Origin of the sequence: Exiguobacterium sp. s146 (genome assembly GCF_018618415.1) — a bacterium.
Lineage (GTDB): Bacteria > Bacillota > Bacilli > Exiguobacteriales > Exiguobacteriaceae > Exiguobacterium.
Genome location: NZ_JACSMA010000001.1, coordinates 775,489 through 797,134, shown reverse-complemented (window position 1 = coordinate 797,134; position 21,646 = coordinate 775,489). Strand labels below are relative to the sequence as shown.

The following is a 21,646-nucleotide window of genomic DNA, read 5'->3' as shown; positions in this document are numbered from 1 at the left end:
AAGCAATGTTGACGATTGAAGGATTTAAGCAAGCATTACGGCATGCCCAATCAGAGATTGAGGCGAACAAGGATACACTGACCGATCTCGACCGCGCCATCGGCGACGGGGATCACGGCATCAATATGTCGCGGGGCTTCGAAGCGGTCGTCGCTGTCCTCGATGACGACTACGCCAGCCTCGGCGACTTGAGTAAGAAAGTCGGGATGACGCTCATGTCTAAGGTCGGCGGCGCAGCCGGTCCCCTTTACGGTTCCGCCTTCGTCAAGGCCGCACCTAAGTTTGGTGACGCGACCGAAGCCGATTTCAGTCTCGTCAAAGAAGCGCTCGTCGAAGCCTCGACAGCCATCAAGTCACGCGGGAAATCGGAAGTCGGCCAAAAGACGATGGTCGATGTGTGGGAACCGTTCCTGAGTGACCTGAACGAGTCAGACGACTTCGATGCGAAACTCGATCAACTCGTCGGTGCGACCGAGGATATGATCGCCACGAAAGGACGGGCCTCTTATTTTGGTGAAAACTCGCGCGGTACCGTCGACCCGGGGGCACTGTCGAGTTCAATCGTCTTAAAAGCGATCATGAAGGAGGTTGAGTGACATCGTAGAGCTCATCATCGTATCCCATAGCGCCAAAATCGCTGAAGGGATTCAAGACTTGATGAAAGAGATGGCCCCGTCCGTTCCGATTCATTTAGCGAGCGGGCTCGAGGACGGTAGCATCGGGACCGATGTGACCCGAATCCTCGACGCGATCGAAGCCGTCGACAAAGAGGCGCTCATCTTATCGGATATCGGTTCGGCCACGATGAACGCCGAACTGGCCGTCGATATGTATGAAGGCGAGAAGACCGTCCAATTCTATGACGGTCCGATCGTCGAGAGTGCCTTCGTCGCTTCCGTCTCTGCCGGTAACGGGATGGACGTCGCTCAAATCGTCGAACAGTTGAAGATGGCATAAAAAAAGAGCCTCGCGGCTCTTTTTTAACGTGGGTTATCGTTTTTCTCGTAAATCGGGTTCATGTATTCACTCGTCGAGTAGAAACGTGGCACGACAACGAACAAGATGACAACCGGGATTGCAATCAACAGTAACAAGATCAAGACAGGCAACCAATAAACGATTTGTTGGCCGAGCATGTCGATGTTTGCGTCTGCGAATTCAGTCGCGCCTTCGACTTCTGCAAGGTCAGCTGTTGCGAGGATTTTGTTGTCCGTCGCATCATAGTAATGGAACTCAGTCTTACGTGTGATGAAGATGCCGTCACGGATCGTATCAATTTCGACGACCGCCGCGATGACTTCATTGCCATTCGAGTGACGGAGCGTCTCTTCTTTTACGATTTCAGCCGTTCCTTCTTTGTAATCATAGTGCGTGGCCTTCAAATCCTCTTCAAGGGCGTCCAAGAACGCCTCGTTTGCCGAGGTATTAAGTGGTGCGATTGTTAGAATGAAGATTAGTGCAAGCAGGCTTGCCCATGCTTTTTTCAACATCCCCATGTTCCCCCTTCTCTAATTCCAGTTTAGCGTCATTCCTATTGTACCAAGAAGAAAGAAAAAAGTGTGAAGAAAATGCTATTAAAATAAGAAAAAAGCGTGTCAAATTTTCGGGCGGAACGCGGCCTCCATCCGATAAATCGGTTGTCCCATGGCGCTGAAGCGCTCTTCGTACTCGGTCCGGACGTTATCTGCCGGTTCGTTGGCGTGAAGATCAAGTGAAATATCTGTGAAGTACATACCGTATTGGCTCATGCTTTCGAGTGAATATTCGAACAGCCCACGGTTATCCGTCTTAAAGTGAATCTCGCCTCCGCGTGGCAACACAGCCTCATATGTGGCGAGGAATGTCTTGTACGTCAAACGACGTTTCGCATGGCGCGTCTTCGGCCATGGATCGGAGAAGTTCAAATAGACGCGGTCGACTTCACCGGCCTCGAAATAGTCGACGAGTTGCTTGGCATCCACGGTCAAGACGCGGACGTTCGACATCGGCGTCTCGACGAGCTTTTGCACGATCGATACGGCGACGCTCTCGAACAACTCGATGGCGATGAAGTTGACGTCCGGGAACTGCTGGGCCATTCCTAATACGAATTGCCCTTTCCCTGATCCGACTTCGATGAAGAGCGGGTTGTCATTATTAAATTCTGTTTTCCAATTCCCTTTTAACGTTTCAGGATGAGTGATAAAGACGTGTTCTTGAGCTTCCATGTATTCTTTAGCCCAAGGTTTGTGACGTAAACGCATGTTTTTCCAACCTTTCGTTCAAGAAATGTTCAAGTTTCAGCTGACTAGCCGCTTCGCGCGAGCAGTCCCCTTGCGATTATACACGAAATCATTGTTTAATGAACATGAATCATCCTTCACAAGGAGGTTATATCGATGAGCACGTTGGATCAATTTCTCATTTTTTACGCGGCTCCGCTGACGTTCTTCGGCGCCGTCATCGCAACGTTCGTATGGGCGTATTTCATGAAACCTGATGATGTCTGATGCATATGGAAAGGGATGGCTCACACTCGTGATCCATCCCTTTTGTTATTGCGTCCGTTCCTCTGCCTCATCGAGCAGTTCCCGGAGTACCGTCAACCCTTCAGCGCGAGCGACGCCGTTCTGTTCACCATACAAAGTGAGAACCGTCTGGGCAATCGCATACCAGTGCATCCGGTAGTGTAACTCGGACGTGAAACGGATACCATAATGGCTGAACCATTCCTCCCAGTCCACCTCATCGACGTAGCTGTAAACGACCATGGCCAAATCAAAGGCACGGTCCGCGATAATGGCGTCATCCCAGTCGGTCAAATATAACAGACCGGTCTCACCCTCAATCCAATTGTTATGGTTCAAGTCTGAATGACAGACGACAAGCTCACGTTCGTCATCGATCGGCTGATGAACCGTCAACCAACGAATCGCCTCATCAATCGTCACGTCCGCCTCGTCTTGCTCGTATGCGGCACATTGCCGGAGCAACAGCGAGGATGTGACCGGTGTATGATTCAACTGCTGCAACATGAATAATAGCTCTTTCGAATGATGAATCTTCCCTAGCTGTGCCGCCACATCAGCCCGTTTCATATCGGCTGGCGATAGCTCGCGACCTTCGATGAACTGTTGGGCACTGAGGACGTCACCGTTAAACATCCGTTTCGTCCATAGCAATTTGGGGACGATGCCTTCGGCGGAAAGAATGGCTAAAAACGGGGACGAGTTTCGTTTGACAAAGATTTTTTGTTGGCGCGTCGTCGCTACGTACGCTTCGCCTGTAATCCCGCCTGCGGAAGCCACCGTCCACTCTTCTCCGAGCGCACCGATTATATCTGAATACATATTCATCACGCTCAAATCTCATTAAGAATTACAAAGATACAATCACCATATTAACACGCGATAATCGTCATTGACAACGACTCGACTTGAATCTGGCTCGGATTTCGTTCAATCGGGACGAGGCTCGCCGTTTCCCCTTGGACGTAAACGTTCCAGTCCCCTTCCGCTTGGAACGTGACATCTTGGAACGTCCCGTTCAAATAAACGCGGACGCGCTGCCAGGCATCATACGAATGGCTCGCCGTCAGCTCGTAGGCAATCACGCCCGGGGGCGACGGCAGGAACTTGAACTGCTCGATGACTTTCTGCCGGCTGTCGTAGCGGAAACAGGTGTGACGGCGTCGCAATTTAAGGAGCGTCTTCACGAACTCCACTTCGCCTTGTCGCTCGTCACGCAAGTCCCAATCGAAATGATTGATGCGGTCCGGCGCATTGTAGCTGTTCTCGACCCCTTGTTTCGTCCGTCCGAACTCTTGGCCGGCGTGGAGGAACGGGACGCCTTGCGACGTGATGACGATGGCCGTGGCGAACCGTTGCATCCGCAATCGCATCGCCTCATCCATATCCTCACACGACAAGAGCAATTTATCGTACGTCGTATAGTTGTCATGCGCTTCGACGTAGTTGATCGTGTACTGCGGGCTCGGGAAGCGTCCGACGGTAACGTTCGGGATTTGCACCGCTCCGGTGAGACATTCACGAAGCTCCCACTCCCGCCATTCGTTCCCGGAGACGAATCCGCGCTCTCGGTCGTTGAACGTCGACCCTTTCAAGGCGTCCCGCATCATGTCATTGAAATGACCGATTCGAGGCATGAAGGCCGCATTATGCGACGAGGCTTTCAAGGACGGGCTGAGCGGCGTCGCCAAGTCCCACCCTTCCCCGTAGATCAATATCGAGCGATCGATTCTATCGAGTGCGGCACGAATCTGGTTCATCGTCTCGACGTCATGAATGCCCATCAAGTCAAATCGGAAGCCGTCGACGTGATACGTCTCGGCGAAGTACGTCACACAATCGACGATCATCCGTCGCATCATATACCGTTCCGAGGCCGTGTCGTTTCCGACGCCGGTCCCGTTCGCGACCGTGCCGTCATGCTCGTAACGGAAATAATAGTACGGGACGAGTGCTTCGAGCGATGATTGCTCACGGATGAAAATGTGGTTCATGACGACATCGACGACGACGCGCATATCATGACGATGCAAGACATCAACCATTTCGGCATATTCTAAGATGCGCGATAGCGGATCTTCCGGTTTCGAGGCGTAACTGCCCTCCAACCCGAACCAATGAATCGGATCGTAGCCCCAGTTATAAGGCATTCGGGTCGCTTCGTCGACGCTACCAAAATCATGGACCGGTAATAACTGCAAATGCGTGATTCCGAGCTCTTTCAAATAATCGAAACCCGCACTGTTTCCCGCTCGTGTTTTCAAGCCGGTCTCGACGATGCTGGCGTATAGTCCTTGCCATCTGCTCGTCGAGGCAGGATGGCTCGTGAAGTCACGGATATGCAGTTCATAGATGACGGCATCTGTCGCTTTGCGGAGCGGCGGTCGTTCTGCCGGTTCGACGCGCTCCGCGACGGCCGTCTCGACATCGATCAATACGCCAAATTCGCCATTCAGGCTGACGGCTTTGGCGTAGGGATCGACGACCTCGTTCGTTTCGACAGGTGTCTTGACGTACAAGCGATAAAAACAACCTTCGTATAGTCTAGGCACATCGGCATGCCAGACGCCTCGCCCGCTCCGTGACATGCGAAATCGTTCAATCTCGCGATGCGTATCGGGATCATGGATGACGAACCAAATCGAAAACGCGACGGGCGACCACACGTGTGCCTCGATTGATTGCTCAGAAAATGAAAGGCCGAGCGGTCCGTCATAAGCATAACGGCGTTCAAACTCGTCCGTATGCACAATTTCGCGAGGCACGACGACAATCGTCTTATGTCCAGGGTGAAACACGGTATAGACCGCTTCGAGCGTGACCGGTCGCGTCAATTGGATATCCCGTTCAACCGTTCCCGTCTCTGTCGTCCATTCGTTGAGCACCACATAATCGACCGGTCGACCATTCTGTTCGATTTGTACCGGGACGGATTCATATTCGGCAATGACTTCAAGTCGAATCGTCTCGAACGAGAGCAAGGAAGCCCGTTCAATCGTCACGTGAGACGTCGTTTGCTGATCTGGTGTGTGATGCATACGCGTTCCATCCTCTCCTACCTACTGGTCCAAAAATTGTCGAAACGGCATCTGGGCTGTCGCATCTAGTAGTTTCGCCACATCTCGAATTTGTTGGGCTTTGACGATCGGCGCCCGCGTGTTCACTTGCTTCATCCACGGCTCATAATCTGAGCGTGAGATGAACTGGGTCGACCGTGTTTCAGGCACATGATCGAAATAGCCTTGTGGGGCCACCGTCACTTTTTGAATGACCCCGTCATAGGACGGAAGAAACTGTCGCACGATTTCTTCGGTACGCGTCAACGCGATGAGCGGGTTGACTACACGTTTATTTTCCCCTTTGAGCGGTTGATGAATCCATGTCTTCTGCTTCGATATGTGATAGATGCTCCGGTCACCATCGAGCCATTCGACTAGATAAATATGCGACGGCCCGATGATGAGATGGCTCAATTCGACCGTCGCCCCGTTCCATTCGACGACCGGACGATACATAAAGAAGTGTTGGTCGTTCCATTCTGATACCATCTTGCGATAGCCGTATTCTCGCAAAAACGGCAATAGCGGAACGTCCGCCTCGGTCGCCCCGTCACAGGCGTACTGTAATTTTTGAATGTGACGGCGGTTCGTGAGCAGCGTCTGGAACTGCGACTCCGAGAGCGGGGTCGGTTCAAGTTCGATGCGTTCCGTACGACGCCAAAACTTCCACCACGGATTCTCAAACTCCATGATCTCGGGCGGATTCAACCGATTGGCATCGTGAAGACGACGCATGCGGGCGACGTCGGTCTCGACATACTCTTGGTAGCGATTGAACTGGTCGAGCATGTTTCGTTCATATTTGGATGTTACGTCAAAAATTTTAATCGGGATCGCCATGTGTCCTCCTCTGACCGCTGTAACGGAAATACTTCGACTGCCTCATAGGCAGGGGTGTGACTCGGATTGATTCGATAAAGTACGACCGTTTCAACCGGTTCCTCGATGGTGAACGTCGGGGCGATGTACGGGATGCGTGTACCCGTGTCCCACTTCTTCGCGAGTGTGACGTGCGGGACGAACGGTTTACGGTCGAGCGCCGGAATCTCTTCGGATAACTTGCGCCGAAGCGTCCCGGTGAGCGTCGTCAAGTCCACGGACGGTTCCGGGACGATCGTCAAGACACGCGGACGATCCGGTCTCCCGAAGTGATCGATTCGTTGGAACGTAAGTGTGAACGGGCCCGTCGACATTGTCACTTCCCGTGTGAGTTCTTTCACGGCCTCAATTTCATCATCGTCCAACGCGCCGAGAAACTGAAGTGTCAAATGAAATTCCTCCGGACGATACGTCCGGCGATACGAATAAAACGGCAAGATGTCCCGCTGTATGTGTTCGAACGTCTCGTCCTCGATCGGTAGCGCCAAAAAGTAATGTGTCGACATGACCATCATCCTTTCACTCGATAACGTCTTAGTCCAAAGAACAGGACCGCTCCTATAATGCTGACCACCGTGTACATCCAAAATACACCGATGATGCTGTTATATTCAATGATAAATCCACTCAGCAAGTTGAAGCCCGCCGTCGCCAACCCAGACGTGACGGCCATATAGACCCCGATCGCCGTCGAGACGACGTTGCGGCTGACGAGGCTGCGGACAAACTGGAGCGCGACCGGGATCAACAATCCGACGACGAGCCCTTGGACGATGGCAAGAATCCAAACGACCCAAATCGGGGGCTCGAGCGCCAACCAACCGTTGCGAAGCGCTGAAATCAATGCCGCACCCGCAAGCACGTTGACCGTCCCGAGACGTTCGACGATTTGATAAGCCACTTTCATGAACGGGATCTCGCATAATACGGCGACGAGGAACAACGTCCCGACGAGCGTCGTCGAACCGCCGATGCTTGTCACATAAATCCCGAAGTAATAGTTATTCGCGTAAATCGGACCGAAGACGAGCATGCCCCCGATCAAAAAGGCGATGAACGGACCATTCCAGACGGCCGACCATTGGAACGGCGCCGTCGTAGCCACTTGCTTCGGCTCCTGTTCCGATACGCTCCGTACGAACAGCGTCCCGATCGTCAGCATGACCGCGCTAAGCAAAAACGTACTTGCGAGGCCCCACGTCGTGTCCGAGATGCGTCCCATGACGAACACCGCAATTGCAAACCCGGCCGATCCGAACAGGCGAATGGCCCCATAGTCGATTTTGGTGCGTGACGTATACTCGAGCGTCATCATATCCACGAGCGGGATGTGCGCACATTGGAAAATCGACCAGGCGATCATCAACACAATAATCCAAACGTAAGACGTCGCGAACAAGAACGTGAGCGATAAGGCGGCCGCTCCGAGCATCGCGATAATCAGCCAAGCCCGCACCCGTCCCGTCCGGTCGGCGAGCATGCCCCACAACGGCTGCACACCAATCGAGAGAATCGGCATGATAGCGACGATCGTCCCGACCTGACCCGGAGACAAGTCAAAACGTGCCTGCGAGAAGAAAAGTGCCATGTACGGAATGAGTGCTCCTTGGGCAAAGAAGATGGCGACGTAAATCGATTGAAACGATAGTTTTTTTTGGTTCACTGTAAACTTCCTTCCTAACAGACAGAGAGCCGACCGAATTAGTCAGCTCTCACGGGTTATTATTTAGCGAGCTCATAAATCGCTTCCGCATAGATGGCGGCAGCGCGAAGTAAATCTTCAATTTCCATGTATTCATCGACTTGGTGGGCGACGTCTTTCGCTCCTGGGAACAGCGCCCCGAACGCGACACCGGCCTCGAGCGAACGCGCATACGTGCCCCCGCCGATCGCCATCAAATGTGCCGACTCACCGGTCTGGCGCTCATAGACGCCCGCCAACGTTTTCACGAGCGGATGGTCTTCGGCCACGTGGTGCGGCGGCATATGATGACGCGTCGACAGCTCGAATCCGAACGACAACGCAATCTCTCTCAAGTTTTGCAACCGCTCCTCGAACTTCGCAGTATACGGATAACGGATGTTCACCGTTGCCGTCCGCTCCTCGCCTTCATAGCGGAACACGCCACCGTTAATCGTCAAATCGCCCGTCTCGTCACTCGCTTCGATGCCGAGCGAAATCCCGCGCGAATCGGCGAAGACGTGACGGATGAACTCAATGTAGCGCTCTCCTTGAACGTCGAGCGGAAGCGTCAACAAGAAGCCGGCGAGGACGTACGCCGCGTTGACCCCGTTATCCGGTTCCATCGCATGGGCGGCCACACCTTTCATTGTAAACGTATACGTGCCCGCATCCCACGTGCACGTACCGTCTGCTTCATATTTTTCGAGATACGCTTCAAATTTTTCTTCGAGTACGTCTTCCGTCTCGAGTACTGCTGTCGCAAAGTCAGGGACCATGTTCGGCCGTTCTCCGCTTACGAACGAAACCAAGTGATGCTTCGAGCCTGGCACCCGTTGAATCGGGAGCTGTTTCAAGACGCCGTCGTATAGCCCCTTCTCGGCGTTGATGATCGGGAAATCAGCGTCTGGCGCGAAGCCGTATGTCGGCATCGCCTCTTGTTTGAAGTATTCGCGGACACAACGCCATTCGCTCTCCTCGTCACAACCGGCGATGAGGCGGACGCGTTTCGATAGCGGCAACCCGAGTTCTTTGACGATGCGAAGTCCGTAATAAGCGGCCATCGTCGGACCCTTATCGTCATTGCTGCCGCGGGCGAACAGTTTTCCGTCCGCGATTGTCGGATTGTACGCCCCATACGTCCATCCTTCTCCAGCCGGCACGACGTCTAAGTGACAGAGGATGCCAACGATTTCTTCTCCTGAACCGTACTCCAAATGTCCGGCATACCCGGCGACGTCTTTCGTGGCGAACCCGTCTCGCTCTCCGAGTGCGAACATATAATCGAGGGCGCGTCGGACTTCGGGTCCAAACGGTTCGTTCGGGCCGGTCTTCGTCTCATCAAGGACGCTCGGGATTTGTAACAACCCGGTTAAATCTTCTAAAAACGCGTCTTTTCGTGCGTCGACTTCTTGTCTCCAATTCATGTGGATCTCCCCTTTGCGAATGTTCTCTCCCTTATTAGTATATCCAAATGTTAGAAAGACGAACATTCATTTCGAAAATATTTTTTCGTTCGTCTTTTAACCGTTTGTACGGACCTTTACATACCCTTCATTCGATATTTACGTTCATAATCGTTTCTTTACATTTCAATTGTTCGTGCTTTTCCCTTGCAATTCTATGTAGGAGCGGTATACTAAAGATGTAATTTTAGAAAATAACAATTTCATATTTCATTTGTCGTCCGTAGGTTTTGTCTTTCATCATTCTACGCATTGGGAGGTTATCCAATGAAAGGTTCAACAGATCGTATGCTAACCCGCATCAAGTCCATTTATTTGTTCATTAATGAAAGGGAATGCGTCACCACTTCTGAACTTGTAGAGGAGTTCGGAATCACATCACGCACCGTACAGCGTGATTTGAACGTGCTTGAATACAACAATCTGGTTGAAAGTCCGAGTCGCGGAACGTGGACGTCATCAAAACGTTCGCTCAAGACGGCAAATTAAATAACAAGTTACGAGGGATTCCGGCAGCGGGTCCCTTTTTTTGCGCCCAAAAAGGCACGTGTCGGCTGACACGTGCCTTGATTTCATGTGAAGAACAAGTTGACTTCCTCTTCGCTCAACTCCCGGTATGCCCCGGGTTCGAGCGTCGGGTCGAGCTCGAGCGCACCGATTTGGACCCGATCGAGCCGCTCGACGTGTTTCCCGACCGCGGCGACCATCCGTTTCACTTGATGATACTTCCCTTCCGAGAGCGTCAGGCGGACCGTCGAGCGACGTCCGGATTTGCTAATGAGCTCAAGCCGGGCCGGTTTTGTCGTATAGCCGTCTTCAAGCTCGACACCTTCAGCGAAGCGACGCACATCGTCTGCCGTCATCTCCCCATCGACCTCAGCGACATATACTTTGTCGACGTGTTTGCGAGGTGACATGAGTGTATGATTGAACGCGCCATCGTTCGTAAGGAGCAACAGACCGGTCGTGTCCTTATCGAGACGTCCGACCGGGAACAGCTCGTAATGGGCGTAAGACGGGTCGATTAAATCGACGACCGTCGATTCGACCTTGTCCTCGGTCGCGCTGATGACACCTGCCGGCTTGTTCATCATCAAATAGACGAACGGTTTGTATTCGACGACCTCACCTTGCACGGTCACCCGTTCCGTTTCAAGGTTGACTTGACGTTTCGCATCTTTGACAGGTTGGTCATCGACGCGGACGACTCCTTGTTTCAGTAAAATCTTGACGTCTTTGCGCGAACCATATCCCATGTTCGCCAATAATTTATCAATTCGCATTAAGCTTTCCTCCGATACTGGAATCGTTTCCCTAATAGTTTGCCGGCCAAGTGACTTCTCCAACCGAGATAGCCGTATACGACGAGACCGATTCCGAAACCGACGATCGTGGCAACGATATCATTGCCCCAACTTGGTTCATTCATGAGCGTGACGAACAGCGAGCCATATACGGCGATAAACATCGCCCCACCCATGGCGAACATGAGCATCGTCCGACGCAATAGTTGTTTATACGGGAAATGAAGCGCCCGCTGAATTTTCCATACCATGAGGATGATGGCGACGATATAACCCACGATCGTGGCATATCCAGCGCCGATGCCGCCAAGTGCATATACGAACGGTACGTTGAGCACCGCTTTCGTGATGAGACCCATCGCCGTCGCAAAGATGGTGAAGTATTGACGGTTGATCCCTTGCAGGATGGCCGCCGCCACCGAGTAATAGGCGAGGAAGAACGCACTCGGTGCATAGTGGAGCAAGTAGACCCACCCTTCCCGGTCACCGGGGAACAACGTCCCGAACAACGGCTCTGCGAGCGCGACCAATCCGATGACGGCCGGGATTGTGACAAAGAACGAGACTTGGAAAATGTGGTTCACTTGATTACGGACCTTGTTCAAATCGCCGTGCGTGAACGATTTCGTCACGAGCGGGATGGTCGCCATCGACACACTCGCCGCGATCGAGACCGGAATCAACACGATCTTGTGGGCGTTCCCGGTCAAGAATCCGAACGCGGACGTTGCTTCGGCGACCGACTTCCCTGAGTTGAGCAACGTGTTGACCATCGTCAACTGATCGACGAACTGATAGAGCGGCGTCGACAGACCGACCATAACGATTGGAATCGAGTAGCTGAGCAACTCGAGCAAGAGTGATTTCATCGAACGGACCGGTGTGCCGGCCGGATTATCGGTTTGGCGATGGATGTCTTTCCGTTTTCGCCAGTACATGGCGAGCACGACGATACTCCCGATCGCACCGATAAAGGCGCTGAACGTCGCAATCGTGACGGCGAGGACTTTCAAACCGTTCAACTCCGTCGTCGCCACTGCCGCGGTCCCGCCGAGTGAATCGGCGAGCGGACGCACGAGTGCCGAGTCCGAGAAGACGAACAAGACGAGCATCGTCCCGCTGAGCAAGAACATGATGCGGACGATCTGTTCGATGACTTGTGAGATGGCCGTCGGGGCCATGTCTTGATGTCCTTGGAAATATCCGCGCACCATACTCATCGCCGGGATGAGCAGGAGGGCGAAACTGACGCTACGCGTGACGAGCGTCAACGAATCGATGTATTGTTGATTGTTCTCCGAGTTGCGGACCATGAGTTCCGATAACCACGGGGCTGAGAAGAACAGTAATAAAAAAGCGACGACGCCGGTCACGAGCATCAGCTTCATCCCTTGGCGGAACAAGCGCTGACTCGTGCCATATTCGCCGAGCGCGTTATACTTGGCGATGAATTTCGATACGGCCACGGGAATCCCCGCCGTCGAAATGGCGATCATGAGCGCGTAATACGTGTACGCCGCCTGATAGAGCGTGACACCGGCAATCCCGACCATCGCTTGGAACGGGAACGTATAGAGCAGTCCGAGCGCACGTGAAATCAAATTTCCGGCTGACAGCAGCAGCGTGCCTTTGACGAAGGACTCTCGTCCTGAATCTTGTTTGACGCTTGATGACATGAGATACCTCCATCTATTCTTTCACAACTAATGTACCTAATTTTACAAAACGACCGTTTCTCATTATACTCTTACTGTTGCAGATAATAAAGTTACGAATTTGATTTGAAAGAGAAACGAGGGATACCATGATGAAAGATGTAATCGTCATCGGAGGAGGCCCAAGCGGTCTGATGGCGACCTACGCTGCCGCCAAAGCCGGAGCGAACACGCTCCTGATTGATAAAGGTTCGAAGCTCGGACGCAAGCTCGCCATTTCTGGCGGAGGACGCTGTAACGTGACGAACCGCAAGCCCGTCGACGAGTTGATTCAATTCATCCCGGGGAACGGACGCTTCTTGTATAGCGCCCTCGCCCAGTTCGACAACCAGTCGATTATCGACTTGTTCACCGGGTTCGGCATCCCGTTAAAAGAGGAAGACAACGGCCGGATGTTCCCGGTGACGGACAAAGCACAAGACGTCGTCAACACGCTCCTCGGAGCCATCGACGCGCTCGGCGTCGAGATTCGCAAAAACGCGAAAGTGAAGACGCTCCATTTTAATGAAGCAAATGAGTTTGAAGCGGTCGAACTCGAGGATGGCGAACGCATCGAGGCAAGTGCCTGTGTCATCGCCGTCGGCGGACAATCCGTCCCTCACACCGGCTCGACCGGGGACGGCTATCCATGGGCCGAGAAAGCCGGGCATACGATTACCGAGCTGTTCCCGACCGAAGTCCCGATTTTGTTGAACGATGCGTTCATCGGCACGAAACAGCTACAAGGGCTGTCGCTCCGTGACGTCGCCCTCACGGTCCACGGTAAGAAAGGCAAGCCGATTAAGACGCACCGCGGCGACATGATTTTCACGCATTTCGGCATCTCGGGTCCGATCGCCCTCCGGTGTAGCCAATATACGATCAAAGAGCGCAAACGCAGCAAAGAGCGCGTCGTCGCCCTCTCGCTCGACTTGTTCCCGGACATGGCCCGGGACGAGCTGTATCAAGAACTATGGAACCAAGTGCAAGATCAACCGAAGCGGGCCGTCAAGAACGTCTGGAAAGGGTTCATCCCGGAACGGATGCTCGACCTTCTCTTCGCTGAGCTCGGCTTCGGGGAAGAGGATGCCAGCCAATTGAAGAAGCAGTCGGTCATCGATTTCGCGACCCGATTGAAGACGTTCGAGTTGCACGCCACCGGGACGCTCGATTTCGATAAGGCGTTCGTCACGGGTGGCGGGGTCTCCGTCAAGGAAATCGCACCGCAGACGATGATGTCGAAGAAAGCGGACGGCCTGTTCTTTGCCGGTGAGGTGCTCGACATCCACGGGTACACAGGTGGGTATAACATCACGGCCGCCTTCACGACCGGACATTGCGCCGGTTCACACGCGGCCGAGTTCGCGGTACGCACGACCGTATAACTAACATCAATAGAATCGCTCGTCCTTCCGGCGCCCACGCTTTCCGCAGGCAATCCTGGAGCCGCATCGCGACTGATGTCGCTGCTGGGTCTCCGTTGGATTGCTTTCCTGCAGGAGTCGGGGCGCCGTCGGGCGAGCAACGCAAACGGTCGCCGTCGGGCGGCCGTTTGTCTTTTTCTAAGACCTCGATGGCCGAAGAAAAAGTCCCGGACATGTCTTCGAACCGGTGAAAGAGGTCCAGTGCACCAACCTGTTAGCCGAATAAGACCGCCTACATAGCATTTCTTCAATTCTATGCCGGGCAGAGCGCCTCGAGCTCATTGAACACAAAAAAAGACGAACCAAATCGCGATGCGCAATTTGGTTCGTCAACAGCCTGAGAGCACCTCTCGAGGTGCTCTCTTTTTGGTATCACCGTTTTGCTTCGAGTTGACGTCGTACTTCCGCCTCGAGCTCTGGCTCAGGTGGCAACCAGCCTTCCGGCTTCATGACTTTATTGTCTGACGCCCGGAGAATCGGCTTCCCGTCCGGTCCGAGTTTCGCCATGTTGGCCCGTTGCACGATTTCAAACAACGGCACCGGGTCGAGCCCGAGCTCGACGAAACTGCCCATCACGAAGTAAAGCGCATCCGTGAGCGCGTCGCCTTGCCCGACGAGCCGCGCGACGTCGTCCGTCGGTGGTGCGTCCTGAAGCGATTTTTGAACCGCCTGTTCAAATCCTTGTTGAAACGTGGCGACAGCCTCGAGAAACTCAGCCTCATTCCGGGCTGATTGATGTAAGAATTCGACGACGGCTTCTTCTGCCGTCCAGACCGAACGTTTGACGGCACGGTCTAATTCGAGCGGTTGCGGTGCACTCGCTTCCGGGTGACCGAACGTCTCGTGGAATTGACGGACTTCTTCATAAAAATAACGTTTGCTCATCTCATTCTCTCCTATCAGTCGACCGAGACGAAATCGTCGAGGTCGAACACATCTGGTCGCACGATGGCGAATATTTCATTGTCCTGCAGGAACATACCGGTCGATCCGTAGACACGAGGTGTCACCATCTGCCCGTTCATCGTCCCTTCGTCCGGGTTGATCGTATACAGGACGAGCTCTTCCGAATCGAGGACGTAAATGCGCCCTTGGCGTTCGACGAGTCCGACGCCCCGGAAGTTCTCGAACTTCTGTTGAATCGAAGCGCTCATCCCTTCGGTCGTGAGCGGTTTTCTCGACTCGATGGCCCATTCCGTTGTCGGTTCCGGCACAGCTTCCGCATCCGCTTCATCTGTAGGCGATGTCAAATCGGTGTCTGAATCCGTCTCGGTCCCTGCATCCGTTGCCGCCTCAAGATCGTTGGCCGTCTCTTCCTCGAGCGTCCGCTCTTGGACGTACAACATTTCCACGTCCGGCGTATCCGCCAAACGGCTCATGATAATCAGACGTTTCGTCTCCTCGTCGTAACCGAGGCCGAACAATCGGTCTGTCGAGGCGATCCCTTTAATCAATTTGCGTCGTTGTTCCGTCCATCGGCCTTCTACCCGCTCGATTGTGACGAGAACCCCGTTCGCCGTGACGGCATAAATCTTGTCCTCGGAAATCATGCGCATGCCGATGAATTCGCCGAAGCGATACGGCTGTCCCTCGTTCGCCAAAATGAGCGACGCGTTCACACGATTGGCGTTCCCGCTCACTTCGAAGAACTCTTTATTTTTCGTCAAGACGAGATACGAGCCAATCGTGTCACTATAGTACACTTCATCGAGCTGTTGAATCTGTTCGAGGGCATCGGTCGTATCGATGTCCTCCTCGTCCGGCGATGCCTCGACGGGTGGGACCGATGTCGATTGATGGCTCGTTTGAATATCGATTTTCTCAAACGTCGAGGCGATTTGGCTTTGAATGTCCTCATCTGAAAAGACGAACACATAGCATAAAATCACGCCGACGACGACGGCAAATAGCGTCGTATATAGTACGTAAGAACGTTTCATGGACATTTCGTCCCCTTTATATGCAGTATCGCCCTTTAGTGTAACAAACCCGCCCCGAAAAGAAAACGACATGACGAAAAAGAAAGGAACGTGTGACAATGTCACACATTCCTTTGCTTATCCAACGACGATATTGACGAGTTTTCCTGGAACGACGATCACTTTGCGGACCGTCTTTCCTTCCGTGAACTCTTGAACGCGTTCGTTCGCGAGCGCATCGGCCTCGAGCACTTCTTTCGAAGCGTCGCGGGCCACGTGCATCTTCGCACGAAGCTTTCCGTTCACTTGGATGACGACTTCAATCGTGTCGCTGACGAGCTTCGACTCATCGAACGTCGGCCATGCCGCGTACGTCAAGTCTTCCGTCATGCCGAGACGCTCCCACAATTCTTCGGCCAAGTGTGGTGCGACCGGAGCGAGCATCTTGATGAAGTTGACCATCTCTTGCTTCGGAAGCGTGTCTTGTTTGTATGCTTCGTTGATGAAGACCATGAGTTGCGAAATCGCCGTGTTGAAACGGAGCGCCTCGTAGTCTTCTGTCACTTTCTTCACCGTCTGATGGTACGTCCGCTCGAAGTCGGCCGTCGGAGCGGCGTCTGTGAGTTCCGTCTGGTCGAACAAGCGCCAGACGCGGTCGAGGAAGCGACGTGCCCCGTCAAGACCGTTCGTCGACCAAGCGATGGCTGCGTCGAGCGGTCCCATGAACATCTCGTAAAGACGAAGCGTGTCGGCCCCGTGCGATTTGATGATATCGTCCGGGTTGACGACGTTCCCTTTTGACTTCGACATCTTCTCGTTGTTCTCACCGAGAATCATCCCTTGGTTATAAAGCTTTTGGAATGGCTCATTCGTCGGAACGATGCCGATATCGTAGAGCACTTTGTGCCAGAAGCGAGCGTAGAGCAAGTGAAGGACCGCGTGCTCCGTCCCGCCGATATACAAGTCGACCGGAAGCCAGCGCTTCAACTTCTCCGGGTCCGCGATCATGTCTTCATTGTGCGGATCGATGAAGCGAATGTAGTACCAGCAGCTGCCGGCCCATTGCGGCATCGTGTTCGTCTCGCGACGACCCTTCTCACCTGTGACCGGGTCCGTGTACGTCAACCAATCGTCCGCGTTCGCAAGCGGTGATTCGCCCGTGCCTGATGGCTTGATTTCGTCGATAATCGGGAGTTCGAGCGGGAGGTCTTCGACCGGTACCGTCTTGAGCGTCCCGTCTTCCATGTGAACGATTGGAATCGGCTCACCCCAATAGCGTTGACGGCTGAACAACCAGTCGCGGAGACGATATGTCGTCTTGGCGCGGCCGGTGCCGGCAAGTTCGAGTTCTTCGATGATTTTGGCGATCGCGTCAGCTTTGTTGAGGCCGTCAAGTGATCCCGAGTTGACGTGGACACCATCTTCCACGTACGCCGCCTCATCCAAGTTGCCGCCTGTGACGACTTCACGGATTGGAAGGTCGAACGTCTTCGCGAACTCATAGTCGCGCTCATCATGTCCTGGTACGGCCATGACCGCGCCCGTGCCGTATGTCGACAACACGTAGTCGGCAATCCAAATCGGAAGCTTCTCCCCATTGACCGGGTTGATGGCGTAAGCGCCTGTGAAGACACCCGTCTTCTCTTTGGCGAGATTGGTCCGCTCGAGGTCGGTCTTTTTCGAGACTTCTTCGACATACGCTTCGATGGCGACAACTTGTTCCGGTGTCGCGATTGCTTTCACGAACGGGTGCTCCGGTGCGAGCGTGACGTATGTCGCGCCGTAAAGTGTGTCTGGACGTGTCGTGAACACCGTCACGACTTTATCGTGACCGTCGACTTTGAAATCGACTTCGGCGCCGACCGACTTGCCGATCCAGTTGCGTTGCATCTCTTTGACGCTCTCCGGCCAGTCAAGTCCTTCTAAATCATCGAGCAAGCGCTCCGCGTATTCTGTGATGCGAAGCACCCATTGTTTCATTGGCACACGGTACACCGGATGGCTTCCGCGCTCTGACAATCCGTCGATGACTTCTTCGTTGGCGAGTACCGTCCCGAGGGCCGGGCACCAGTTGACGGCGACTTCGTCGACGTAAGCGAGTCCGCGGTCATGGAGCTGTGTGAAGATCCATTGCGTCCACTTGTAGTATTTCGGATCGGTCGTGCTGATTTCACGATCCCAATCGTATGAAAAACCGAGTTCTTTTAACTGACGGCGGAACGTGCCGATGTTGCGCTCCGTGAACTCACGCGGGTCGTTCCCTGTATCGAGGGCATATTGCTCGGCCGGAAGACCGAACGCGTCCCATCCCATTGGGTGAAGGACGTTGTAGCCTTGCATCCGTTTCATGCGGGCGATGATGTCCGTCGCCGTGTAACCTTCCGGGTGACCGACGTGAAGTCCGGCTCCTGACGGATAAGGGAACATGTCAAGGACGTAGAAACACTCCTTGTCCGGGTCCTCTGTCGTCCGGAATGCGTCTTTCTCGTCCCAGCGTTTTTGCCATTTCGGCTCGATGTCTTGATGTTTAAAATAGTCCAACATTCATCCTCCTCTGCATAATAAAAAGCCTTCCGCCCCGGTAATGGGACGAAAGGCTTGAAAGCTCTCCGCGGTACCACCCATGTTGCATTTCTGCCACTTGAGACGCCGGTAACGAGGCGTAACTTCGGTTCACCCTACTCTAGTTCAGGCGAACTGCTCCAAGGCGAGTTCTCGCGGTCCATATACCGGTTTCCACCAACCACCGGCTCTCTATACATATAGACGTCACGATACTATTCCTCTTCAACACATGTGTTTTATCTCACTCGTTCATTTTAGCCCAATCCGTTTTAGAGCGTCAACTTGATTTTTCTGGCATCCGGATGTCCTTCATGAAAATAAAGAACGCGAGTGCGATCGCCGTAAGCAAGAAGAGCATCGTAAAGACAGCACCGATCCCGAATATGTCATAGACGAGACCCGATAAGGTCGGACCGATCATCCGACCGACCGAGGCCGCAATATTGACGAGACCTTGGAACTGACCCGCTTTCCCGGGCGGTGCGAGTTTCGCCGCAATCGTCGGGACGGCCGGCCAAATGAACATCTCCCCGATCGTCATGACGACCATCGCGACCATGAACATCGTAAAGCCGCCCGCGAACGGGACCACCGCGAAAGCGGCGAGAAAGATGATGGCACCGACGATGAGTTGCTTCTTCAAATCATCTTCAAAGTAACGAAGCGCCCGGTTGAGAAGCGGCTGGGCGAACACGATCAACGCGCCGTTCACCGTCCAAAGGAGCGAATACTGGCTGATTGTGACGCCAAGGTCTTTTGAATGGACGGCAATCGTACCTTGCCACTGCACGTAGACGAACCAGAGGGCGGCATAGCCGATGGCGACGAACCACATCGATTTCATCGTTGCGGCAGAGAGCGTCGTCGCCGCTGCTTCGAGCTGCGATTGAACGACCGGACGGACCGGGTCTTTCAAGTAACGAAGTCCGAACAAGAGCACGACGACGAACAAGACCGATAAGAAGAAGTTCGCATAAAAAATCAACTCGATATCGATGCGCGCAATCTGTCCGCTCATCGCTGTCCCGAGGGCGACCCCGACGTTTTGGGCGACGTAAATCGCGTTGAATGAGCGACGTCCCCCTTCCGGCCAAATCAAGCCGGCAAAGGCGTATACTGTCGGGAAGACGAGACCACCGGAGAAGCCGATTAATCCGAGCCACCCTAAGTAGCCGAGGAACGTGGCATGGAACAACAGGAACCCGAGCGAGCTCACGAGCAACAACCCGACCGAGAGGATGAGCGTCCGCTTCCCGCCAATCCGGTCGAACAGCGTGCCCCCGATGTAGTTCCCCGCGATGGCGAGCGCCGAGTTGACGAGGAGCGCAACGCCAGCGAGCGTCATCGATTCGCCTAAATATCCATTTATATACAGGGTATTAAATGGCCATAAAAAAGACGCCGCCGTCGTATTGAGCGCCATCGCAATGACCAAAATCCATACCGAAATCGGCATTTTGTTGTTCATACCAGTTACTCCTTTCACTCCTGTTAAACGATAAAAATTCGGCACGCCGGCCGAATCAAGAATAAGTCCTACTCCAAGCTAACGGAACGCCTCATAACTGTCAAGAAAAATTACTTATTATGAAATAACGGCGCCTTGACTTTGTGATAGCATGAGCAAAGAAGGAGAGGATGTTTATGCAAAATCCGTTTGGCGACGCCAGATATCACAAATTGAATGAGGCGTATCGCCGCGAATTCGGAGGGAAAGTGTTCAAAGTCCCGCTCGACGGCGGCTTCACGTGTCCGAATCGGGACGGGCTCGTCTCGAAAGGTGGCTGTACGTTCTGTTCGGATGACGGCAGCGGCGATTTTGCCGGCAACGCCTGTGATCCGATCCCGGTCCAATTCGCCGAGGTGAAGGCACGGTTGCACCGGAAGTGGAAGGAAGCCCGCTACATCGCTTACTTTCAAGCGTTCAGCAACACGTATGCCCCCGTCGCCCGACTGCGGGAATTGTTCGAGCCCGCCCTCGAGGAAGAAGGCGTCGTCGGTTTATCGATTGCGACCCGACCGGACTGTCTCCCGGACGACGTCGTCGACTATCTCGCCGAGTTGAATGAACGGACGTCACTCACCGTCGAACTCGGCCTGCAGACGATTCACGATGCGACGGCGAAGAAAATAAACCGGGGCCATGATTACAAGACGTTTCTCGAGGGACTGGCGAAACTCCGACGTCGAAACATCGCGGTCGTCGTCCATATCATCAACGGCCTTCCGGGCGAGACGACGAAGATGATGCTCGACACGGCGCGAGAAGTTGCTAAAATGGACGTACAAGGAATCAAGATCCATTTGCTCCACGTCTTGAAGCAGACCCCGCTCGCGAGACAATACGAAAAAGGACTGCTCGAGCTCATGGACGAGACGATTTACGTCTCGCTCGTCTGTGATCAATTGGAAATATTACCGCCCGAGATGGTCATCCATCGGTTGACCGGTGACGGTCCCCCCGATTTGTTGATTGGTCCGACGTGGAGCCGGCACAAGATGGCCGTCCTGAACGCCATCGACGCCGAATTAATGCGTCGTGATTCTTTTCAAGGAAAAAAGAAGGATGAGAGCCATGGGATTAATGAGAGTTTTACCGTTCGCGAAATACCTACTTCATGAACATGTCACGCCAGGTGCCGTCGCCATCGATATGACGGCTGGCAACGGGCACGACACATTGTTTTTAGCCGAACTCGTCGAAGCGACGGGACACGTCTATGCGTTCGACGTTCAAGCCGCAGCCGTCGAGGCGACGCGCGCTCGCATCGAGGAGGCAGCATTGACGGACCGTGTCACCGTCATCCACGACAGCCACGACACGGTCCGGGACATCGTGGCAGACGAGACACGCCTAATCACAGCGGCCGTGTTCAATCTCGGCTATTTACCAGGAAGCGACAAGTCGGTCACAACGACCGGGAATACGACCATCGATGCCCTCGAGCAACTGCTCGACGTCATGGCCGTCGGCGGCGTCATCGTCGTCGTCATCTATCATGGCCATGAGAGCGGCAAAGTCGAGCGCGATGAAGTGCTCGCCTACGTCGAGGCACTCGATCAAAAGCGGGCCGGCGTCCTCCGCTACGGCTTCATCAATCAAATCAATCATCCCCCGTTCATCGTGGCGATTGAAAAACGTTCATAA

General features: G+C 53.8%; 21 protein-coding genes and 1 other annotated feature. Of the genes, 7 read left to right on the top strand and 14 right to left on the bottom strand.

What is annotated here, in order from left to right:
• Positions 1-5 precede the first annotated feature (5 nt).
• Both dhaL and dhaM read left to right on the top strand, forming a co-directional pair.
• Positions 6-596, top strand: a complete 591-nt coding sequence (gene dhaL / locus KNP83_RS04125; protein WP_214760782.1) for a dihydroxyacetone kinase subunit DhaL — start codon at positions 6-8, stop codon at positions 594-596.
• The gene (dhaM, locus tag KNP83_RS04120; RefSeq protein WP_251139178.1) at positions 589-957 is read left to right on the top strand and encodes a dihydroxyacetone kinase phosphoryl donor subunit DhaM; all 369 of its coding nucleotides are present in this window, start codon (positions 589-591) and stop codon (positions 955-957) included. The genes dhaL and dhaM overlap by 8 nt, the downstream gene beginning before the upstream one ends.
• A gap of 23 nt (positions 958-980) precedes the next feature.
• Here the strand turns inward: dhaM and KNP83_RS04115 are convergent, their stop codons facing one another.
• Positions 981-1,490 (bottom strand): hypothetical protein, encoded by a 510-nt coding sequence (locus KNP83_RS04115; RefSeq protein WP_251139177.1) that lies wholly within the window; start codon positions 1,488-1,490, stop codon positions 981-983.
• A gap of 105 nt (positions 1,491-1,595) precedes the next feature.
• Positions 1,596-2,243: a tRNA (guanosine(46)-N7)-methyltransferase TrmB gene (trmB, locus tag KNP83_RS04110; protein WP_214760776.1), complete on the bottom strand. Its 648-nt coding sequence runs from the start codon at positions 2,241-2,243 to the stop codon at positions 1,596-1,598.
• A gap of 135 nt (positions 2,244-2,378) precedes the next feature.
• Between trmB and cydS the strand changes: the two genes are divergently transcribed.
• Positions 2,379-2,489: a cytochrome bd oxidase small subunit CydS family protein gene (gene cydS, locus KNP83_RS15255; RefSeq protein ID WP_021065570.1), complete on the top strand. Its 111-nt coding sequence runs from the start codon at positions 2,379-2,381 to the stop codon at positions 2,487-2,489.
• Positions 2,490-2,534: 45 nt separating this feature from the next.
• Here the strand turns inward: cydS and KNP83_RS04105 are convergent, their stop codons facing one another.
• Genes KNP83_RS04105 through pepV form a run of 6 tightly spaced genes read right to left on the bottom strand, consistent with a single transcriptional unit; the run spans position 2,535 to position 9,553 of the window.
• Positions 2,535-3,329 (bottom strand): phosphotransferase, encoded by a 795-nt coding sequence (locus tag KNP83_RS04105; protein WP_483297896.1) that lies wholly within the window; start codon positions 3,327-3,329, stop codon positions 2,535-2,537.
• A 50-nt stretch (positions 3,330-3,379) separates the two neighbouring features.
• Entirely contained in the window at positions 3,380-5,545 is a 2,166-nt protein-coding gene (gene pulA / locus KNP83_RS04100; protein WP_214760772.1) for a type I pullulanase, read from the bottom strand.
• A gap of 21 nt (positions 5,546-5,566) precedes the next feature.
• Entirely contained in the window at positions 5,567-6,406 is an 840-nt protein-coding gene (locus KNP83_RS04095; RefSeq protein ID WP_214760770.1) for an NERD domain-containing protein, read from the bottom strand.
• On the bottom strand, positions 6,376-6,951 hold the full coding sequence (gene thpR, locus KNP83_RS04090) for an RNA 2',3'-cyclic phosphodiesterase (RefSeq protein ID WP_214760768.1): 576 nt from the start codon (positions 6,949-6,951) through the stop codon (positions 6,376-6,378). Before thpR ends, KNP83_RS04095 begins: the two co-directional genes overlap by 31 nt.
• 5 nt (positions 6,952-6,956) lie before the next feature.
• Positions 6,957-8,108: an MFS transporter gene (locus KNP83_RS04085; protein ID WP_214760766.1), complete on the bottom strand. Its 1,152-nt coding sequence runs from the start codon at positions 8,106-8,108 to the stop codon at positions 6,957-6,959.
• 59 nt (positions 8,109-8,167) lie between these two features.
• Positions 8,168-9,553 (bottom strand): dipeptidase PepV, encoded by a 1,386-nt coding sequence (gene pepV, locus KNP83_RS04080; RefSeq protein ID WP_214760764.1) that lies wholly within the window; start codon positions 9,551-9,553, stop codon positions 8,168-8,170.
• Positions 9,554-9,859: 306 nt separating this feature from the next.
• Here pepV and KNP83_RS04075 point away from each other — a divergent pair, with 306 nt between their 5' ends.
• Positions 9,860-10,081, top strand: a complete 222-nt coding sequence (locus KNP83_RS04075; RefSeq protein ID WP_081637897.1) for a DeoR family transcriptional regulator — start codon at positions 9,860-9,862, stop codon at positions 10,079-10,081.
• Between the two features lie 83 nt (positions 10,082-10,164).
• Here KNP83_RS04075 and KNP83_RS04070 read toward each other — a convergent pair whose 3' ends face one another.
• Together KNP83_RS04070 and KNP83_RS04065 are read right to left on the bottom strand one after the other, a co-directional pair.
• Positions 10,165-10,875 (bottom strand): pseudouridine synthase, encoded by a 711-nt coding sequence (locus KNP83_RS04070; RefSeq protein ID WP_214760762.1) that lies wholly within the window; start codon positions 10,873-10,875, stop codon positions 10,165-10,167.
• A complete protein-coding gene (locus KNP83_RS04065; RefSeq protein WP_214760760.1) occupies positions 10,875-12,572 on the bottom strand; it encodes a putative polysaccharide biosynthesis protein in 1,698 nt (565 codons plus the stop codon). Before KNP83_RS04065 ends, KNP83_RS04070 begins: the two co-directional genes overlap by 1 nt.
• A gap of 128 nt (positions 12,573-12,700) precedes the next feature.
• Here KNP83_RS04065 and KNP83_RS04060 point away from each other — a divergent pair, with 128 nt between their 5' ends.
• A complete protein-coding gene (locus tag KNP83_RS04060) occupies positions 12,701-13,975 on the top strand; it encodes a BaiN/RdsA family NAD(P)/FAD-dependent oxidoreductase (RefSeq protein ID WP_214760758.1) in 1,275 nt (424 codons plus the stop codon).
• A 411-nt stretch (positions 13,976-14,386) separates the two neighbouring features.
• On the opposite strand, the gene KNP83_RS04055 is transcribed toward KNP83_RS04060, so the two are convergent.
• From KNP83_RS04055 to KNP83_RS04040, 4 genes are all read right to left on the bottom strand, one after another.
• The gene (locus KNP83_RS04055; RefSeq protein WP_214760756.1) at positions 14,387-14,899 is read right to left on the bottom strand and encodes a pyrophosphohydrolase domain-containing protein; all 513 of its coding nucleotides are present in this window, start codon (positions 14,897-14,899) and stop codon (positions 14,387-14,389) included.
• Between the two features lie 14 nt (positions 14,900-14,913).
• The gene (locus tag KNP83_RS04050; RefSeq protein ID WP_214760754.1) at positions 14,914-15,954 is read right to left on the bottom strand and encodes a hypothetical protein; all 1,041 of its coding nucleotides are present in this window, start codon (positions 15,952-15,954) and stop codon (positions 14,914-14,916) included.
• A gap of 117 nt (positions 15,955-16,071) precedes the next feature.
• Positions 16,072-18,477 carry a leucine--tRNA ligase gene (gene leuS, locus KNP83_RS04045; RefSeq protein WP_214760752.1) on the bottom strand — a complete coding sequence of 802 codons (2,406 nt, stop codon included), beginning with the start codon at positions 18,475-18,477 and terminating at the stop codon, positions 16,072-16,074.
• A gap of 38 nt (positions 18,478-18,515) precedes the next feature.
• Positions 18,516-18,733: a binding site (T-box leader), on the bottom strand.
• Between the two features lie 42 nt (positions 18,734-18,775).
• Positions 18,776-19,966 (bottom strand): MDR family MFS transporter, encoded by a 1,191-nt coding sequence (locus KNP83_RS04040; protein WP_214760749.1) that lies wholly within the window; start codon positions 19,964-19,966, stop codon positions 18,776-18,778.
• Between the two features lie 170 nt (positions 19,967-20,136).
• Here KNP83_RS04040 and mnmL point away from each other — a divergent pair, with 170 nt between their 5' ends.
• Positions 20,137-21,120 carry a tRNA modification radical SAM protein MnmL/YtqA gene (mnmL, locus tag KNP83_RS04035; RefSeq protein WP_214760746.1) on the top strand — a complete coding sequence of 328 codons (984 nt, stop codon included), beginning with the start codon at positions 20,137-20,139 and terminating at the stop codon, positions 21,118-21,120.
• Positions 21,074-21,646, top strand: a complete 573-nt coding sequence (gene mnmM, locus KNP83_RS04030) for a tRNA 5-(aminomethyl)-2-thiouridylate-methyltransferase MnmM (protein WP_214760744.1) — start codon at positions 21,074-21,076, stop codon at positions 21,644-21,646. Before mnmL ends, mnmM begins: the two co-directional genes overlap by 47 nt.

Bases quoted from the DNA above. Each gene is read 5' to 3' on its own strand.
- dhaL (WP_214760782.1), top strand. From the start codon at position 6: ATGTTGACGATTGAAGGATTTAAGCAAGCATTACGGCATGCCCAATCA.
- KNP83_RS04115 (WP_251139177.1), bottom strand. From the start codon at position 1,490: ATGTTGAAAAAAGCATGGGCAAGCCTGCTTGCACTAATCTTCATTCTA.
- trmB (WP_214760776.1), bottom strand. From the start codon at position 2,243: ATGCGTTTACGTCACAAACCTTGGGCTAAAGAATACATGGAAGCTCAA.
- cydS (WP_021065570.1), top strand. From the start codon at position 2,379: ATGAGCACGTTGGATCAATTTCTCATTTTTTACGCGGCTCCGCTGACG.
- KNP83_RS04105 (WP_483297896.1), bottom strand. From the start codon at position 3,329: ATGTATTCAGATATAATCGGTGCGCTCGGAGAAGAGTGGACGGTGGCT.
- pulA (WP_214760772.1), bottom strand. From the start codon at position 5,545: ATGCATCACACACCAGATCAGCAAACGACGTCTCACGTGACGATTGAA.
- KNP83_RS04095 (WP_214760770.1), bottom strand. From the start codon at position 6,406: ATGGCGATCCCGATTAAAATTTTTGACGTAACATCCAAATATGAACGA.
- thpR (WP_214760768.1), bottom strand. From the start codon at position 6,951: ATGTCGACACATTACTTTTTGGCGCTACCGATCGAGGACGAGACGTTC.
- pepV (WP_214760764.1), bottom strand. From the start codon at position 9,553: ATGAATTGGAGACAAGAAGTCGACGCACGAAAAGACGCGTTTTTAGAA.
- KNP83_RS04075 (WP_081637897.1), top strand. From the start codon at position 9,860: ATGAAAGGTTCAACAGATCGTATGCTAACCCGCATCAAGTCCATTTAT.
- KNP83_RS04070 (WP_214760762.1), bottom strand. From the start codon at position 10,875: ATGCGAATTGATAAATTATTGGCGAACATGGGATATGGTTCGCGCAAA.
- KNP83_RS04065 (WP_214760760.1), bottom strand. From the start codon at position 12,572: ATGTCATCAAGCGTCAAACAAGATTCAGGACGAGAGTCCTTCGTCAAA.
- KNP83_RS04060 (WP_214760758.1), top strand. From the start codon at position 12,701: ATGATGAAAGATGTAATCGTCATCGGAGGAGGCCCAAGCGGTCTGATG.
- KNP83_RS04055 (WP_214760756.1), bottom strand. From the start codon at position 14,899: ATGAGCAAACGTTATTTTTATGAAGAAGTCCGTCAATTCCACGAGACG.
- KNP83_RS04050 (WP_214760754.1), bottom strand. From the start codon at position 15,954: ATGAAACGTTCTTACGTACTATATACGACGCTATTTGCCGTCGTCGTC.
- leuS (WP_214760752.1), bottom strand. From the start codon at position 18,477: ATGTTGGACTATTTTAAACATCAAGACATCGAGCCGAAATGGCAAAAA.
- KNP83_RS04040 (WP_214760749.1), bottom strand. From the start codon at position 19,966: ATGAACAACAAAATGCCGATTTCGGTATGGATTTTGGTCATTGCGATG.
- mnmL (WP_214760746.1), top strand. From the start codon at position 20,137: ATGTTTATGCAAAATCCGTTTGGCGACGCCAGATATCACAAATTGAAT.
- mnmM (WP_214760744.1), top strand. From the start codon at position 21,074: ATGGGATTAATGAGAGTTTTACCGTTCGCGAAATACCTACTTCATGAA.